This is a genomic window from Aetokthonos hydrillicola CCALA 1050 (genome assembly GCF_017591665.1).
Lineage (GTDB): Bacteria > Cyanobacteriota > Cyanobacteriia > Cyanobacteriales > Nostocaceae > Aetokthonos > Aetokthonos hydrillicola.
Genome location: NZ_JAAKGC010000072.1, coordinates 21,060 through 37,313, shown reverse-complemented (window position 1 = coordinate 37,313; position 16,254 = coordinate 21,060). Strand labels below are relative to the sequence as shown.

Genomic DNA, 16,254 nt, shown 5'->3' with positions numbered 1-16,254 from the left:
ATTCAAGTTATCGACACAGGAAAAGGCATTAGTCCTGATTTTCTACCCCATGTGTTTGAGTGCTTTCGCCAAGAAGATAGTGCAACAACTCGTAAGTTTGGCGGTTTGGGTTTAGGACTGGCAATTGTAAAACAACTCGTCGAGCTACACGGAGGTACAATTCACGCAGATAGTCTGGGTGAGGGACAAGGTGCGACATTTACAGTCAAGTTGCCACTTATGGAGGATAACGTTAGCAAAATCAGCGATCAAGGATCACCTTCATTTCTTACCGAAGCGAGTTTGAGACTTAATAACCTCCAAATTTTGATAGTCGATGATGAACCGGATTCGCGTGAGTTCCTTGCTTTTGTCTTAGAGCAAGCAGGTATGAAAACTACACAGGCGGCTTCTGCTATTGAAGCATTGACCTTTTTCGAGCAATATAAGCCTGATTTGCTGATTAGTGATATTGGAATGCCTGAAATGGATGGGTATAGTTTGCTACAAACAATCCGCACTCGGTCCCCTGAACAAGGAGGGAGAATTCGTGCGATCGCGCTGACTGCTTATGCAAGTGAAACAGATCAAAAACGAGCCCTTGCTGCTGGCTTTGATCAACATATTGCGAAACCGGTTGATCCAGATGCTTTGTTGAGTGCGATCGCTAATCTTATATCTTAGATATAGGTACTTGATAATAAGTACTCAAGAGTCTTTATCTCTGAGTTAATTAAATAGGAATGAAATAGCTCTTTGCCACAAACTATATGTTAATGGATTCGTGTATAATTCTTTTACACTCATATTATAATAATGCAGTTTCAGTACAAATAATGTGTAAAAAAGACCTAAAAAATAGATTATAGAAAAATGTCGTAATAAATCCAGATTATACAGATAATTTATAAATTTTGAATAAGTTGAGAAAATAGGAAACAGATATTTTTTTCTGCCTTGATTGTGATGATATCTAACTATTTCAAGGTAAATTAAATTAGGACTTAAAAGACAGAAAACATAACTAACAGAAGTTATGAAAAACCATCTCCCCCAATCAAGTGCAATGACATAAAGAATGAAAGAAAAAATAAAAGGAATAAAGGCATATTTGAAGCTAAAATGCGTGACTATATTAACTGGAGATAGAAAATGACCCCCTCCCTGTTGGGCAATTTTTCGATTTAGACTTGTTACTGAATTTATAATTATGGTCGAAGAGGTACGCATCAAGATAACTATATTCATAAAAAAAGCGAATATCCAACTGAAAAAAGCCGAACCTTTTCCCTGAGAAATATTCGTTGACATAACTTCTCCTATAATGTCTTTATTTGAAATAGCAATATATCTTAGAACTCCTCCCGACATAATATTGCTACAGTCTTTGGGTAAACTACTATAAATATGACTATATTCTTGCCAGGAATGGCATATTCCTAATGCTATTGTATTATTACCTTTAAACATAAGACATAGAAACGATACGAGAATAGTAGGTAAATAAATTATTATAGTTTGCAACGAAACTTGTTTTTTAGACAAAGTTAAACTAAGAAAACTAGACGTAATCACCATGTTTAAAGGAAGTCCAAGAAAAATAATTCCCTCGTGACTTAATGCAGTAGGAATAGATAGTAAATTGTACCAAATAAATAAATTGTAGCAATACTTATTGACTGCCTCTACTGAAATTGGGTAATTCTCAAAAGAATTTTCTATATCTCTATCTATCTTCCAGATTCTAATAGTTTTTTCTAGAAAAAATAAATTTATAAGCAAGCCAAAGAAAAAGAAGAACTCTTTTCTTCCAATTACACCAGAATTATATATGGGAAATAGAATTAGAGAAGGTAAAAATAGCACAACCATCAATGCTTGCCAGTCTAATATTTTTTTACATTGTCTGACTTTGAATATATATATTATCGAGAAAAGGAAAAATGTAATGTAAGAAAAGTATTTAATGATTTTATCTATATCTGCATTATATTTTTTTTGTATAAATAGAAAAAAAGTGCCTGTTAGTCCTCTTCTAACAAAGCCTTGGCTATAATTAACGAGCCATTCTTGAAAAACATATCCATGAAAAGTATTCTTTATAATCAATATTTTAATAAAAAAGCAAGCAAATAAAAATACAAAAATATAAAAAATTGTATTTTTTATCAAATTAATTTTCTGCATTTATCATAAACCTCTATATTAATGTGGATTTGCAAAAGCGATTACTAGATTTTTCGCCTTCTCTATCCTAATATAGATTGACAAAAATTTAATTATATGTATTAAGAGAAAACCTTAAATCAAAATGGAGAAAGGTTTTTGAGTGTTCCCTCATCCCTTAATCTATTAATACTGATACGGATATCATGCAATCAGCATGTCTTCCAATTGTTGAGAAATTCAATTGATTTGCAATTATCTCTAACACTACAAACGCAATATTCGGCGAGGAATATATCATGACAAAAATAGAAGGCGCAAATGTAGAAGTCTATCAACGCATCGTGGAATCTGCGAACCGTTTGGGGGTTCAACTCAATGAGCAAGAATTAGAACGCTGGATGAAGTCAATTGCGGAATCGACAGGCGATAGCGATATTGTTGTCGATGAAGAAACGGGTGTCTTTGGGCACAAAGTCACGATGTTGGATTTTGATCCGCAACAGTTAGCATACTTTCGGTCTGTTGGGAGAATAGTAGAATTTGACGACGTTCCTGGTGTTGTAGAAACTGCGTTGGCGCTTTCTGGCTCAGCTGCTCAATCGAAGATCCAAACCTATCCAGGCGACTGTGACTACTTTGAGCGAGTAAATATCATCGCCCCCACCCGTGCCGAAGCTTGTGAGATTCTTACTAAAATCATGCGCGATAAGGCTCTCAACACCTTGTCGGGACCAAATTACCAATTAGTTGATGTTACGTTTGGTAGCTACCCTCAGAAAGTGGTTCGGGAAGGACGGACGCGGAGAGCAAGTACACCAATTAAATGGCTACCTCATGAAGTTATAGCTGGTCAGATAGATGCGTGCGACGCTGATGGCAATCCTGTAGTTATACAGTGGGATTCAGTATCACATGATCCAGGTTGGTATAAATTAGAATGGATTATTGCCGATCCAATACGCGGTCAGTTGTCTAATGCCAGTAATGTATTAGATGTTACTTGGGAAGCCCCAGATGGTACCATCACTGCGCTGGACGGTTATCTAGACGGCTACTTCCAAGAGGTTTATCTAGACGCTAGCTCTGCACCCTTATTTTCCAAACTGGCAAAGCAGGTTTCTCCTGATGTCATGGATACCTATATGGAGCGATTGGAAGGTGAAGTCAAAAAATACGTCAAAGCCAATCACCTCAACTACGGTAAAGTAGCCAAACGCCTATACAACATCTTCCGACTTAACGGGCGTTATGAGGAAGCAGCCTTTTTGCGTGAATTGTTCGATGAGCCTACTGCCCTACTTTATCAAGTTCACGCTCTGGTAGGAACTGTCCAACAAGCCAGCGATAACTGCACTGTCTTCGATCTTGACAGTATTCTCAATCAGGTAGATGAACTGATAGTAGCGGTCGTTAAGGTGCTCGAAGGTGAAGAAGAGTTAGAGATTGTACGTCATCTACTGCGCCTATACCGCAGTCTATCTAGGCAAAAGCCTGGTACTCCCCTTAATAACGAAGTGGAAGTAGCTCAAGCAGAAGTGATGAAAATTGTCAACAATTTCTTCTATGAAAAGATGACAGGAGTACCGGAAATTAAAGCTTATCTCGATAGTTGTCACGAGGTATAGGGGCAGAGGATCTCTTAGCAGGAGAGCAGGGGAGCAGGGAGCAGGGAGCAGGGAGCAGAGGAACAAGGAAAAAATTGCTTTGAGACTTCTCAACTTATATACCCCAATGCCCCATGCCCAATGCCCCATGCCCCATGCCCAATGCCCCATGCCCCATGCCCCATGCCCAATGCCCAATTATCCCCGTAAATTCGCTTGCAACAAATTACAAAACAAAGTCCCTTGCTGGATAGCATCATCTAAAGCAACATGGGTCAATGGAAGATCTTCAAACCATTCAGCTGGTAGATTCTCCTTGCCCGATTCTTTGTAGTTTCGTTTTAAGTATGCCATTGCATATGAACGGATATCCAATGCTGAGTGCTTAAATGGGCTCTCACCTACAAAATTCATTAAGTACCAATAGACAAACATAAAGTCAAAAGCGGCTGGATAACCAACAAAAATTGGTTTACCAGGTAAAGCCACAAGCCAAGAGTGATAGGACTGCATAACCTCTTGTGGAGGTTTTGGATTGGCTCGACAAGCCGCCCAAGCTTCGGGTTGCTGTTCCGACCACCATTTCATCGCTGTGGGGTGTCCTTGTGCGCCTGGTAAGGTTTCTAAATTAGCTGAAAAAGTCGCAACCAATTGTTTCTCTGCTGTGTACGCTGCTGAGCCAATACTAAGCATAGAGTGCGGTCCAGGAATAGGACCATCCGCTTCTATATCGGTGCTGACGTAGATTTCAAGTGTCACTTTTTATTTTCCCCGTCTGTTTGCCTTTACCTTCAATTAAAAGCTTACCCAAGGTTGGACGGTAACTATCTTGAAGGGGAGCATTCCAAATCTACAAAAGCATTGATAGTTTCAGATTTTCATTCCCTCAAAAATCATACAATCAAATTTTCCAATGCTATTTGTAAGTCTCGTGTCAGATCATTCACTGCTTGTTTAGCTGCGTGACGGTTCTCGTGATACTTTGACCAACGTTGTGTGACTGAGATTGGTTCCCCTACAGTTAGCCTTGCTTGTCGCCAACCCATGCGAGGGCGTCTTGGATTTTTGTTTCCTTTAATTCTCTCTATGAGATCGAACAAAATTAAAGTAGTTTCCGCAAATCTTTCAAAAGAGGGCTTTTGTTGAACATAGTTTCCTGTAACTGCTACGAAACTTTCGACTAGGCGCATATGTAACATACGCAAAGAAGCTTCTTCTGCAATCCAATCAGCTAAACCACGTTGCAAAGGGGATAAGGTTTTCAAATCTGGTAAATCTCCTCGGTAAATATCATTCCAGCCTGCTGATTCTATTCGGCGACAGCGTTCAATGATAGTTCCTTTAGGTTCAAGACCAAAATATTGCTCAGCAGCTTGTAGAGATCTATTCAGTAAAATTTCAAGGCGAGTTGCAAGCAATTGATTAGGGTTCGCTGATGAATCTTCGCTCTTGGTTGCGGCTTGATGTCTTGGGTGTTGATGATAGAAGCGATCGTAAAACTTTTCCATCTCGGAAAGGACATATTCGCCCAGGTGAAAAAGCCGTTCATAAAAAACCTTTTCTCGGTTAACAACGCCAGACGGATCAATTCGCTTTACTTCTAAGCCGCTATCAGCTTCCAATTTGCTTAAAAGCCTGTCTAATTTTTCCCAACGTGGATTGATGTAACGATATTGAAGACCAATTGGTAAAATTAGAACTTCTTCGGCTCGATGCTCTTTGATTAATTCTTCTACACACCAAAAGCTTAACTGAGCAACCCCTGGTTCCAAAGCACTTACAGATTCGCTATGTCCGTTGGTTGCGCCTTCCGGAGCAACAGATATAGGATATTTTCCACTAGCAAACAAATCTCGTGCTGTTCGCAAGCTCACCCGATCTACCTTCCCACGAAAAATTGGTAAACCTCCCACTCTGGAAAATAGCCATCCGAGCCAATCTCCAGCCCACAGTAACATTCCTCGATCATAGAGAAAATGAGAATGAGTTGGGTATTGTAATGAGATCCCTTTTTGACGAGCTACTTTTGGTACAGCGTAACCTAACATATGCATCATGCATAGAGGATCATCAACTTCGCAGTGGCGAAACGCCATCAAAAAGCGAATCTTCCCATTCTGAAATTTTTGGTAAAGATCGACGAGAACCTCAACATTTACGGTTTCGATTTTTGCTATCCCGGTTGGTAACCACGGACGTAATCGCAATAGAAGCAAAAGCGGTAATAACCCTCGTATTGCGTAGTATACCAGAGGGTTGAATTTTTGTGGGATAAACTCTAGGGGTGGTTGAGCGCGATGAATTGGATGAGCCACGATTCTTTAAAGGGGATTGGGTACTGGGGACTGGGTACTGGGTACTGGGAGGAATTGAGGACAGGGATTTAACACGCCCTATTTCTCGGACTGGGTAATGGGTACTGAGATTTTTCGCAATCCCCAGTCCCCAATCCCCAATCCCCAGTCCCCAGTCCCCAATCCCCAATCCCCAATCCCCAATCCCCAACAAATGACAACCTCCCTGCAAAAATCGACTATCCATCGCACTGTTTTAAACAATGGTATTGTAGTGCTGATGGCTGAAAATCCAACAGCTGATATTGTGGCGGCGCGAATTTTTGTTCGTGCTGGTAGCTGTTATGAAAGCCAAGAGCAGGCTGGTTTAGGACATTTACTCTCAACAGTCCTAACAAAAGGATGTGATGGACTTTCTAGTTTGGAAATCGCGGAACGAATAGAGTTTGTAGGAGCAAGTTTAAGCGCCGATACAACTGCTGATTATTTTTTGGTGTCCTTAAAAACTGTGACGGCGGATTTTGGAGAAATTCTCTCATTGGCAGGGCGGATTTTGCGATCGCCAACTTTTCCTGAAGCTGAAGTAGAGCTAGAAAAGCGTATTGCCTTACAAGATATTCGTTCACAACAAGAGCAACCTTTCACCGTTGCTGTAGACAAACTAAGGTTGAGCATGTACCAAAACCATCCCTATGCATTGTCGGTTTTGGGAACTGAAGCCAGTATGAGCAGCTTAAACCGTAACGATATAGTACAGGCTCATCAGACTTATTTTCGTCCAGATAATGTGGTCATTAGTATTGTTGGTCGAATCACACCAGCAAATAGCATGACTTTAGTCGAAGAAATTTTTGGAGACTGGCAAGCACCTGTTGATCAACCAGTGCCAAAATTAAATTTACCGAATCTTCAAGTTCAACCACAGTCTACAATTACACCCCTTACAACCCAACAATCAATTGTCACACTAGGTTATTTAGGTCCCTCTGCCGATTCCCATGACTACGCCGCATTAAAGTTGATGTCTACTTACTTAGGAAATGGGCTTTCCAGTCGCTTGTTCGTGGAGTTACGAGAAAAGCGCGGTTTAGCATACGAGGTATCTGCATTTTATCCTACGCGATTATTTCCAGCTTCATTTGTAGTTTACATGGGTACAGCTCCAGAAAATACCAAAATAGCCTTTTCTGGACTGAAAGCAGAAGTTGATTTACTGTCTAGTGTCCAGCTTGACGAAGATTCGCTCCAGACAGCTAAAAACAAGATATTAGGACAGTATGCCCTAGGTAAACAGACAAATGCCCAAATTGCTCAACTCTACGGATGGTATGAAATTTTAGGGCTAGGAATTGACTTTGATCGGAAATTTCAAGAGATGATCGCCTCTGTTAGCGCAGTAGATGTTATTGAGGCAGCTTACCGATATTTACGGGAACCTTATGTTTCTTTAGTAGGTCCACAAAAAGCAATTACTAGTGCCCTTCCGTAAGGACAAGGAGCAGGGCAAGCGGGGGAAGCAGGGGGAACTTTCTTGAGCAGGGGAAGCAGTAAATCCAATCCCCAATGCCGTTGATTGACATTGACAATGACTACTTCTTAAGTCATTGTACAAAGTTGATCAGCTTTTTTGAAGGGTAAACTTGATGAAAGAGAGTGCAAAAACCAGTATATTAAAATACTTACAAGGGCAGAAGGAGCAGAAAGCAGGAGTTAAAATACTGCTGTCGTGCTGTATAGTTATGTTTTTTAACCTCGTTAGTGTAGTCTCGTTTGCAGCAACACCACAAATTGCTCAGGTAAATACAGCAACTAACATCAACCGTCCTACACTAAAACTTGGTAGTCAAGGAGACTCAGTATCAGAAGTTCAGGCGGCTCTAAAACTTTTGGGCTTTTATACAGGAGCCGTGGACGGCATATATAACAGTACAACTGCGAGCGCTGTTTCTAAGTTTAAACAAGCAGCTGGCTTAAATCCTGATGGTATCGTTGATGGAAATACTTGGCAACAACTTTTTCCTAGTGAATCAACTGCCACCCCTGCCTCTCCACCTCACACAGGGAATAAAGTTCCTAATCACCCTGAAACTTCCAATACTAGTAAAGTTGCTCCCACTCCTGAACCAAAGCCATCAACAAAACCAAATAATACGACTTCCAAAGTTGTTAATTCTTCTAATCCTGAGCCAAAACCTGCAACACCAAATACAGGTTCACAAAAACCACCTGCTCGACACAATACTACAACCGCTCGTGCTGAGTCAGATCCTACAATTCAATATACTCAAAGCGGATTCCCAATTTTACGTTTAAAAATGCGTGGTCCAGAGGTGGTTAAGTTACAAAAACGATTGCAAAAGCTTGGTTTTTTTGAAGGTAGTATCAGTGGATATTTTGGCACAGAGACCGAAAGTGCGGTGAAAGCTGCTCAACAACGTTATAGTCTAGAGGCTGACGGTGTAGTTGGTGGAGAAACTTGGGAAGCTCTTATGCGACGACGCTAAGTTAATGTACGAATTTATTCCGTTCATTCTTTACAAAACAATACATCTACAAAAAGGGTATGTTACACTTTCTATTGACGTGGGTCGGCACTGCGGTGGCACTGCTAATTACGGCTAACATCGTTCCTGGGTTTTATATCAAGAATTTTTTTACGGCCCTGATTGCAACTCTTATTATCGGGTTAGTAAATGCTTTTGTTAAACCCATTTTAGGCTTTTTGGCTTTTCCTATTACCTTAATTACCTTTGGGCTGTTTACATTTGTCCTGAATGCCCTCACCCTTTGGCTAGCAAGCGCCCTTACTCCAGGTCATAGTTTTGAGATTAGAGGTATTGGTGCTGCTTTATTAGGTTCAATAGTGTTGGCAGTTGTTTCTAGTGTAATTAGTTATTTGCTTAGGTCTGTTGAGTAGAACAACAAAAAATCTTCTGGGAAATCAAAAGATAGAATGCTATCTTAGCAGATTTCTGAACTTTGTGAGGTGGTAGCTTTGTGTTGGCTGCTGTGTTACAAAGGTATAAGTCATAACCCAAAAAGAACAAGTCGCTCCTCAATTCTCTTGTGCTCCTGCTGATCTGAGAATGTTTATCACACCTTTATACCCATTAAACTCTGCTAGCATCAAAGCTGTATAACCACCTCGATTTTTTAAATTGAGATCTGCACCAGCTCTTACCAAAAATTGCACCACCTGATCATATCCTCGGGAAGCCGCCCACATCAACGCCGTCGCATCCGCAAAATCTAGCAAATTAACATCTGCCCCTTTACCTATTAGCTGTTGAATCACACCTGTATGTTTACGCTCTACAGCCTTGATCAGCGCGCTTTTGCCATCATCACCTTTAGCATTGACATTAGCACCAAAGCCAAGCAACACCCTTACCGTTTCAGTATGTCCCTGTGTTGCAGCTAGAGTCAAAGGCAGTTCACCCAAATTTTTCTCATTCACGTCTGCTCCATAATGTAACAGTGCCTCAACAATCTGGCTATGCCCTTGTAGAGCTGCTACTAGCAACGGTGTATCACCTAATTTGTTTCTTACGCGTACATTTGCATTATGCTTCAGTAAAATTTCTACAACATCCGTGAAACCTTCTACCACGGCAAGGTGTAGGGCTGTTTCACCCTCTTTGTCTTGAACATTAACATCAGAACCATAATCAAGTAGCTCTGACACGATCGCTACGTGTCCTGCGGCTGATGCTGCTAAAAGCGCAGTTTCACCATTAGAATTTTGGGCATTGATATCAGCTTCTCCCGCCAACAGTGCTTGTACAACTTCCAGATTTCCGGAGTCCGCCGCTATGAGCAATACGGTTTCACCTTCTTGATTTTGAGTATTGACATTTGCACCTGCTTGGAGTAAAAATTGTACAATACGAGCATGTCCAGAATTTACTGCTAGTGTTAAAGCTGTGTCATCATCTTTATCTTTAACATTGACGTTAGCACCAGCAGCTAGTAAGACTTTTACAACCTCAGCATAACCCTTCATCGCTGCTGCCATTAACGCTGTAGAGCCATCCTCATTAACGATATTTACATCGGCACCTTTATCTAGTAAAAGCTTAAGTGTATCCAGCCTGTTAGCGCTAGCTGCCAACATGACAGCCGTTAAGCCGTAACGTTGTCGCTTTAAGTTGATATTTGCTCCAGAGTGTAAGAGCGATCGCACAATTTCCGTGTAACCTAAATTCGCAGCAATCATTAACGCTGTCGTACCGTCGCGATCGCTTGCGTCAACAGGCGCGCCTGAAGCTAGTAACGCTTGTACTCGCTTGATATCGCCACTTTTACTAGCTAACAGCATATTTGTTATGAACACAGCTAATTTTTAATTCCGCAAAGTAGTATTTTTTATTTTCCCATCTAGAGACTTGTATTAGATTCATGCTAATTTTTATGAAGGTTTAAAAATTTAGAATTATGAATCTTGAAATTCCGGCATCGGTTAAATTCGCTTTACTCTTTGTGCACCCAATATTAATGTCGGCGCTATTGCTACTATCCATTTACGCTGCCTATTTAGGACTCCAAGTCCAGCGTACCAGATCTGCTGAAGGAGAACAAAAGAAAGAACTAGTTAAAGGTAGATACAATGTCAAACACTACCAAATCGGTTCCGTAATTTTAGCCTTAATGGTATTAAGCGCTCTTGGAGCTATTGCTATCACCTACCTTAGCGATGGCAAGTTGTATGTCGGCACCCACCTGATAGGAGGACTTGGGATGCTCGGTCTAGTCGCTATTTCTGCCTCTTTAGCTCCTTTTATGCAAAAAGGAGCTAATTGGGCGCGTGTAACTCATATTTCGCTTAATTTCGTGCTTTTAGGTCTTTTTGCGGTACTGGCTTTCACTGGCGTGGAAATCGTCATAGAAATTGTCGCTCACGCTTAGAGAGGTAACTCTTAACAGGGAGCAGGGGAGGCAGGGTGAGCAACAGAAGAATTATACCAAGTTCGCAATCCCGAATCCCCAATGCTCCATGCCCATTGCCCAATTCTAACGAGCTTTTTCTAATTGCTGGGGTTGAGTAGGACATTCAAACTTATACCCAACGCCGCGCACGGTTTGAATCAAAGCAGGCTGGCTAGCGTCGGCTTCAATTTTCTTGCGAATTTGACCTATATGTACATCCACAACCCGTTGATCACCGACGTATTCATAATCCCAGACTTCCTGAATTAATTCAGAACGTCGCCAAACTCGACCAGGATGGCTAGCTAAAAAATGCAACAAGTCAAACTCTAGAGCAGTTAAGGGTACTGGTTGATTGTTAAGTGACACCTCTCGCCGCACAGGATCAATCATGAGTTTTTCAAAAATCAGGCGTTTTTGTTCTGCTGTGGTCACAACGCGCTGACGCCTGAGAATAGCTGCTACTCTGACTTCTAGTTCTCCCAAACCAAAAGGCTTGGTGAGATAGTCGTCAGCACCTTTGGAGAAGCCGCGAATTTTATCGGCTTCGTCTGCGCGACTAGTCAGCATCAGAACAAAAACACCATTACGGCTTTGCATTTCCTGGCAGAGGTTAAATCCAATTACATCTGGTAAATTCACATCTAGAATTACCAAATCAGGATTGAACTGCTCAAACATGGATAAGGCCGTCTTTCCATCTTCAGCAGCCTCCACTTGATAGTTCTGCTTGATCAAAAAGCGTTGGATTAAATTCCGAACCGCAGGGTCGTCGTCAACTACAAGAATCTTGGCAGGAGCCATGACCATTACTTTGCACAATGATTTATAGGATTAACAAGCCGATTGCTGAAAACAGCATATCCGCTTTAAGGGGAATAAGAAACTACAAGGCTAAGGTAATAAATCCCAGATTATTCAAATAATTAGTGTAATCAGGATTATCGGCGATATAAACGCCTATTTTATGGTAATGCGACCCTAAAACTACAGTTTTAGGCTTGTAATTATCAATTTTGTGTTTATTTTCTAAACACGCTGAACTTAACCGCAGCAACAGGGTAAAATATAGCACTTTACACACTTACTTGCTTAGTTATTTAAAACGCTTTAATTTTAAATCCATATGCGACTCGATGACATAAGGCAAAAGTACGGAAGTAGGATTTTAAATTTGTTTAAGGCACGGTGAATTGCCAAATCTGAAACACAAATGATAATTTTTTCATAAAATAATGCCTTTTAGATACTCTTAGCTCAAATTCTAGAGTAAAGCTCTGTTTCATGAACGACATGAGGGGATACACGGAGTTCTAACAATATGTTAAAGTGACTATAGTGAAAAATACCACCTCTACTTAAGCTGACCCGTGCTACTATCCTGGTAGGGCACAAAAGTCGAACGAAACACTAGTTCCGACCGACCTAAAACCTTAAATAAGGAGTCAGGATTCAGAATTCAGGAGTCAGAATCAATTGGATAACGCCAAAAGGATTCCACTATTTGTACAAAGTTCATACTGAATTCTGTTTCCTGACTCCTGAGTTCTTTATTATAAAACCCTGCCGCTAATTAGGCTGAAGTTATCAACTCCCATGAGCGATCAAAATCCCTACGAAAAACTTGGGGTATCAGAAGATGCTAGTTTCGATGAAATTCAGGATGTTCGTAATCGCCTATTTGAACAATACAAAGGCGATACGAAGCGTCAGGAAATAATTGAAGCAGCTTATGATGCAATTTTAATGGAGCGCTTGCGGATGCGCCAAGAAGGCAAAATCAAAGTGCCTGAACGCATACGCTTTCCAGAGCTACGAGTACCAGTACCTCCAAAAGAAAATCCAAGTTCTATAGAGAATTCGTCAGCATGGCTGCAACGAATACTCGATAAACCAACTCCTATAGACGTAATTTTACCTGGAGCTTGGTATTTAGGTTTGAGTGCCATAAGCGTGTTTTACCCATCGGGCGGTGATCAAACCTTACAGTTGGCATTGGTTGTAGGTGTCGGTATTAGTATTTACTTTCTTAATCGCAAAGAAGGTAAGTTTGGTCGAGCAGTTTTGTTCACCCTGCTCGGTTTAATAACCGGCTTAATTACTGGGGGGCTAGTTGGTAACTGGCTGGTACCAACCATACAACAATTTATCCCTCTGACTGTCAACCAATTTTCAACTGTCGTGACATTTGTATTGTGGTGGCTGATCAATAGCTTTCTACGGTAGCTGCTGCTGGTGGGGCTATTCTCTTAAAATGTTGTCCCGCAGTTTTACGGTGACGTTACGTTTCAGCGCTCGTCACTTAAATTTTTTTGTGCAAAATTTGATACAAATGTCAAAAATAGCGGTTACGCTGCGCGCTAAGCGTAGCGCCTAGCCTAACCTGAATATTTCTTTGGCTATGAGCTTAAGCCATGGATGTTAACCACCTAAAACTAAATCTACAGATGACATCAAGTCTTTAGCAATTATGTCGGGGTTGTAAAGTTCTAATTGAGCGCGATCGCGAATTCCACACTCGACTGCTATGACTTTAATATTGTGTCTTTTAGCAGCAGTGATGTCAGCTTCCGTATCACCTACCATCCAAGTATCAGCAACAGTTGGTAGTTCCTCTATCGCTCGTGCCATCAGTAAAGGTTTGTCATCAATATCACGAGTTTTGACGTAATGATTACTGAGGCAGTAACAGCGATTTTCTGGGAAAAATCTATTTAAATCGAATTTTTGAAACGCGTAGTCTAACTCCCGTACCCGACGCATTGTCATAACAACTAAATCTACTCCAGCCTGTTGAATTTTTAACAGTGCATCTACAGCACCAGGAGCAAGAGTGTCATACTGAAAGTAAGGCTCACTATGTACGGTTTGACGCCTCATTTTTGAGAACTCCTGTGCTTGTACCTCATCCAACCCAGAGATAATGCCTATTTGTTTTTCTGGAACGCATGAGCGCTTTAAATTCCAAAATTCCTCTTTGGGCAATTGTTTCACCTGTTGGTCTGATCTTTGAATTTTCTGCAAGCAGTATTGATAAACGCGGTAGTAGCGCTCCGAAACATCAATAATGGGACCATCAAAATCTGTAATAAGTCTTATCATTTTGATAAATATTAAAGTTTAATCACAGATTATCTCAGGTAATGTAATTTTGTGGTTTTGAATAGTTGATGAGTAAGTTAAGATTTTTTAATCTAAGAAGAAAAATCTTGTAAACTGCCTCGTTTGAGTTGTTCTTGCTCCATTGCTTCAAATAAAGCACGAAAATTGCCTTCCCCAAAACCTTTAGCCTGGAAACGACGCTCAATAAACTCGAAGAAAAACGTTGGGTACCCAAACACAGGCTGGGTGAAAATTTGTAGTAACAGTGCATCAGCACTTTTCTCATCCCAATCGACCAAAATTTCTTGCTGGGAGATTGCTCTGATATCTTGCTCAGACAGAGGAAACCCTTCTCGCTGTACTAAACGTGAGTAGTAGCTTGCTGGTACTGAAAGGAAAGATAAACCACAAGCGCGAAATTGGGCGATCGCATCGACAATATTACGTGTTTGCAGCGCAATATGTTGAATACCTGGTCCATTATTCACATCTAGAAACTCTTGAATCTGGGAATTAGCTGAAGCTGGTTCATTAATTGGTAATTGTACACAACCATTACGCGAAACTATCACTTGACTGTATAAACCAGAGTAATCAGTTTGAATTTTAAACGTTTGCTGGCGCTGAAAATCAAGAACATTTTCATACCAAGCCACAGCACGCTCTAAGTCACCTGATGCAACGTTAAGTACGACATGATCTATAGCCGTGATAAAAGAGGAAGGGGAGAAAACTTCTTTCTCTCCCCCTCTTTGTATCAGAGTATGAGTTAACCCACCCCAAGCAGAAATTTTAGCCCACTTGAGAGCGGCACTTTGTTGGTGTTGCTGGGTGGATTGTAAAACTTTGGCGTTATGTGCTTTTGCAGTGGCGATCGCTGCTTCCACATCCTCAACACAAAAAGCAATATCTACCACACCAGGAGGGTGCTGGTGCAGAAACTTAGCAACTGGACTAATAGGTAAAAGTGGCGAAGACAAAACAAAGTATACAGAACCAGCTTTCACGACTTCCGTACTGGTGTGAAATGATTCTTCTGAAGAAATCGGAACCCCGTAATCAGCTACGTGCTGAAAACCTAGATGGCTTATAAACCAATCCCGCCATAGTTTGGCATCGCCTACATAGAAGTGAACGTGATCTATATTCATCAGTTACGAAAATCCAGTGTAACAGCCTATCTCTGATAAATTTTGCCTTTTTTACTGAATTTTCTAGTCATTCTAAAGCAGGAATCTCAAATTTTGGGGCATGGGGCGTGGGGCATGGGGCATTGGGCATTGGGCATTGGGCATTGGGCATGGGGCATTGGGCATTGGGCATTGGGTACTGGGGATTGGGTACTGAGGACTTGGTTTAATTCTTCCCCTGCTCCCTCTGCTCCCCCTGCTCCCCCTGCTCCCTACTCCCTACTCCCTGCGCCCTCTTTCATCTAGAAACCAGGATATTTTTTTGGAGATATTCTTTGACCTGATTTTGTAGCCAGTTCTCAAACAGTTCATTAATCAATCGCTGCTGGATAGATTCGTCTAACATAGCCGGAAAAAACTTTTCTAGTCGTACGATGACGATCCATTCTGCCAAGCGTGTTGGTGGCAAAAGCTGACCTGGTTGACTTGATGCGAGGAGATTTGCTAGCATTGGGTGTGGTGTACCTAACTCTACAGGACCAAGTGTCCCACCCGTTTGGGCTTCGGGTCCTTCAGAAAACTCACGAGCTAGTTCGCTAAAAGATTGTTCACCTTCTTGAATGCGGAAGTAAAGTTCTTGAGCAAGACCCATATCGTTGACGCGAATGAGTGAATAAATCACCCGATCCAGCTTTGCTTTACGTTGAATAAAATAAGAATCTAGGTTCTCACCCCAAGTGCTTTTTTTAAAGCGCTCTAGTTTGATATTACGTGTTGCTAAATGATTTAGGTGTTGACGCTCTAACCCACGAGATTCTAACCACGCCTGCAAATCTACTTCAGCATTAAGCTTATGCTCTTGATAGAACTGCTTATATGCCTGCATGGTTTCTTCTTGTGTAAGCTGAAAATTAGCAAGTGCATTGTCAATAATTACCTCTCGTACTAACTGTGGGAGTAGTCCGTACTGCTTAAGTAGAGGAACCATTTCATCACAAGTGATTGTGCGATCGCCTACTTTTAGAATTTTACTCATAGGCTGATAAGTCA

The 16,254-nt window shown here is 41.1% G+C and carries 15 protein-coding genes; 7 read left to right on the top strand and 8 right to left on the bottom strand.

Annotated elements, in window-relative coordinates; translation table 11 throughout:
• Nucleotides 1-663: ATP-binding response regulator (locus tag G4P69_RS26965; protein WP_208352432.1), on the top strand; the 663-nt coding region annotated here is incomplete at its 5' end.
• 45 nt (nucleotides 664-708) lie between these two features.
• Here the strand turns inward: G4P69_RS26965 and G4P69_RS26960 are convergent.
• Entirely contained in the window at nucleotides 709-2,166 is a 1,458-nt protein-coding gene (locus G4P69_RS26960) for a hypothetical protein (protein WP_208345047.1), read from the bottom strand.
• A gap of 278 nt (nucleotides 2,167-2,444) precedes the next feature.
• On the opposite strand from G4P69_RS26960, the gene G4P69_RS26955 reads away from it, so the two are divergent.
• Nucleotides 2,445-3,773, top strand: a complete 1,329-nt coding sequence (locus G4P69_RS26955) for a hypothetical protein (protein WP_208352429.1) — start codon at nucleotides 2,445-2,447, stop codon at nucleotides 3,771-3,773.
• Nucleotides 3,774-3,950: 177 nt separating this feature from the next.
• Here G4P69_RS26955 and G4P69_RS26950 read toward each other — a convergent pair whose 3' ends face one another.
• Both G4P69_RS26950 and G4P69_RS26945 read right to left on the bottom strand, forming a co-directional pair.
• On the bottom strand, nucleotides 3,951-4,511 hold the full coding sequence (locus G4P69_RS26950; RefSeq protein ID WP_208345475.1) for a 3'-5' exoribonuclease domain-containing protein: 561 nt from the start codon (nucleotides 4,509-4,511) through the stop codon (nucleotides 3,951-3,953).
• A 134-nt stretch (nucleotides 4,512-4,645) separates the two neighbouring features.
• Nucleotides 4,646-6,067: a lysophospholipid acyltransferase family protein gene (locus G4P69_RS26945; protein ID WP_208345473.1), complete on the bottom strand. Its 1,422-nt coding sequence runs from the start codon at nucleotides 6,065-6,067 to the stop codon at nucleotides 4,646-4,648.
• A gap of 193 nt (nucleotides 6,068-6,260) precedes the next feature.
• Here G4P69_RS26945 and G4P69_RS26940 point away from each other — a divergent pair, with 193 nt between their 5' ends.
• From G4P69_RS26940 to G4P69_RS26930, 3 genes are all read left to right on the top strand, one after another.
• The gene (locus G4P69_RS26940) at nucleotides 6,261-7,535 is read left to right on the top strand and encodes a M16 family metallopeptidase (protein WP_208338321.1); all 1,275 of its coding nucleotides are present in this window, start codon (nucleotides 6,261-6,263) and stop codon (nucleotides 7,533-7,535) included.
• Nucleotides 7,536-7,689: 154 nt separating this feature from the next.
• Nucleotides 7,690-8,550, top strand: coding sequence for a peptidoglycan-binding domain-containing protein (locus tag G4P69_RS26935; RefSeq protein ID WP_208338322.1), 861 nt, complete (start codon nucleotides 7,690-7,692; stop codon nucleotides 8,548-8,550).
• 59 nt (nucleotides 8,551-8,609) lie between these two features.
• Nucleotides 8,610-8,963: a phage holin family protein gene (locus tag G4P69_RS26930; RefSeq protein ID WP_208338323.1), complete on the top strand. Its 354-nt coding sequence runs from the start codon at nucleotides 8,610-8,612 to the stop codon at nucleotides 8,961-8,963.
• A gap of 138 nt (nucleotides 8,964-9,101) precedes the next feature.
• On the opposite strand, the gene G4P69_RS26925 is transcribed toward G4P69_RS26930, so the two are convergent.
• Nucleotides 9,102-10,373 (bottom strand): ankyrin repeat domain-containing protein, encoded by a 1,272-nt coding sequence (locus tag G4P69_RS26925; RefSeq protein ID WP_310833533.1) that lies wholly within the window; start codon nucleotides 10,371-10,373, stop codon nucleotides 9,102-9,104.
• Between the two features lie 107 nt (nucleotides 10,374-10,480).
• Between G4P69_RS26925 and G4P69_RS26920 the strand changes: the two genes are divergently transcribed.
• The gene (locus G4P69_RS26920; RefSeq protein WP_208338325.1) at nucleotides 10,481-10,951 is read left to right on the top strand and encodes a DUF4079 domain-containing protein; all 471 of its coding nucleotides are present in this window, start codon (nucleotides 10,481-10,483) and stop codon (nucleotides 10,949-10,951) included.
• Between the two features lie 105 nt (nucleotides 10,952-11,056).
• Here G4P69_RS26920 and G4P69_RS26915 read toward each other — a convergent pair whose 3' ends face one another.
• Nucleotides 11,057-11,776, bottom strand: a complete 720-nt coding sequence (locus G4P69_RS26915; protein WP_208338326.1) for a response regulator transcription factor — start codon at nucleotides 11,774-11,776, stop codon at nucleotides 11,057-11,059.
• A 792-nt stretch (nucleotides 11,777-12,568) separates the two neighbouring features.
• On the opposite strand from G4P69_RS26915, the gene G4P69_RS26910 reads away from it, so the two are divergent.
• Nucleotides 12,569-13,198 (top strand): CPP1-like family protein, encoded by a 630-nt coding sequence (locus G4P69_RS26910; RefSeq protein WP_208338327.1) that lies wholly within the window; start codon nucleotides 12,569-12,571, stop codon nucleotides 13,196-13,198.
• A 195-nt stretch (nucleotides 13,199-13,393) separates the two neighbouring features.
• On the opposite strand, the gene G4P69_RS26905 is transcribed toward G4P69_RS26910, so the two are convergent.
• The 3 genes from G4P69_RS26905 to G4P69_RS26895 form a co-directional block, all read right to left on the bottom strand.
• Nucleotides 13,394-14,074: an HAD family hydrolase gene (locus G4P69_RS26905; protein WP_208338328.1), complete on the bottom strand. Its 681-nt coding sequence runs from the start codon at nucleotides 14,072-14,074 to the stop codon at nucleotides 13,394-13,396.
• Between the two features lie 92 nt (nucleotides 14,075-14,166).
• Nucleotides 14,167-15,225: a 4-hydroxyphenylpyruvate dioxygenase gene (hppD, locus tag G4P69_RS26900; protein ID WP_208352424.1), complete on the bottom strand. Its 1,059-nt coding sequence runs from the start codon at nucleotides 15,223-15,225 to the stop codon at nucleotides 14,167-14,169.
• 277 nt (nucleotides 15,226-15,502) lie between these two features.
• A complete protein-coding gene (locus G4P69_RS26895; protein ID WP_208344102.1) occupies nucleotides 15,503-16,240 on the bottom strand; it encodes a peptidylprolyl isomerase in 738 nt (245 codons plus the stop codon).
• Nucleotides 16,241-16,254 lie beyond the last annotated feature (14 nt).

What these genes read in the sequence shown, in the direction of transcription:
- G4P69_RS26910 (WP_208338327.1), top strand. Translation starts at nt 12,569, where the DNA reads ATGAGCGATCAAAATCCCTACGAAAAACTTGGGGTATCAGAAGATGCT.
- G4P69_RS26915 (WP_208338326.1), bottom strand. Translation starts at nt 11,776, where the DNA reads ATGGCTCCTGCCAAGATTCTTGTAGTTGACGACGACCCTGCGGTTCGG.
- G4P69_RS26935 (WP_208338322.1), top strand. Translation starts at nt 7,690, where the DNA reads ATGAAAGAGAGTGCAAAAACCAGTATATTAAAATACTTACAAGGGCAG.
- G4P69_RS26930 (WP_208338323.1), top strand. Translation starts at nt 8,610, where the DNA reads ATGTTACACTTTCTATTGACGTGGGTCGGCACTGCGGTGGCACTGCTA.
- G4P69_RS26955 (WP_208352429.1), top strand. Translation starts at nt 2,445, where the DNA reads ATGACAAAAATAGAAGGCGCAAATGTAGAAGTCTATCAACGCATCGTG.
- G4P69_RS26905 (WP_208338328.1), bottom strand. Translation starts at nt 14,074, where the DNA reads ATGATAAGACTTATTACAGATTTTGATGGTCCCATTATTGATGTTTCG.
- G4P69_RS26895 (WP_208344102.1), bottom strand. Translation starts at nt 16,240, where the DNA reads ATGAGTAAAATTCTAAAAGTAGGCGATCGCACAATCACTTGTGATGAA.
- G4P69_RS26960 (WP_208345047.1), bottom strand. Translation starts at nt 2,166, where the DNA reads ATGCAGAAAATTAATTTGATAAAAAATACAATTTTTTATATTTTTGTA.
- G4P69_RS26920 (WP_208338325.1), top strand. Translation starts at nt 10,481, where the DNA reads ATGAATCTTGAAATTCCGGCATCGGTTAAATTCGCTTTACTCTTTGTG.
- G4P69_RS26940 (WP_208338321.1), top strand. Translation starts at nt 6,261, where the DNA reads ATGACAACCTCCCTGCAAAAATCGACTATCCATCGCACTGTTTTAAAC.
- hppD (WP_208352424.1), bottom strand. Translation starts at nt 15,225, where the DNA reads ATGAATATAGATCACGTTCACTTCTATGTAGGCGATGCCAAACTATGG.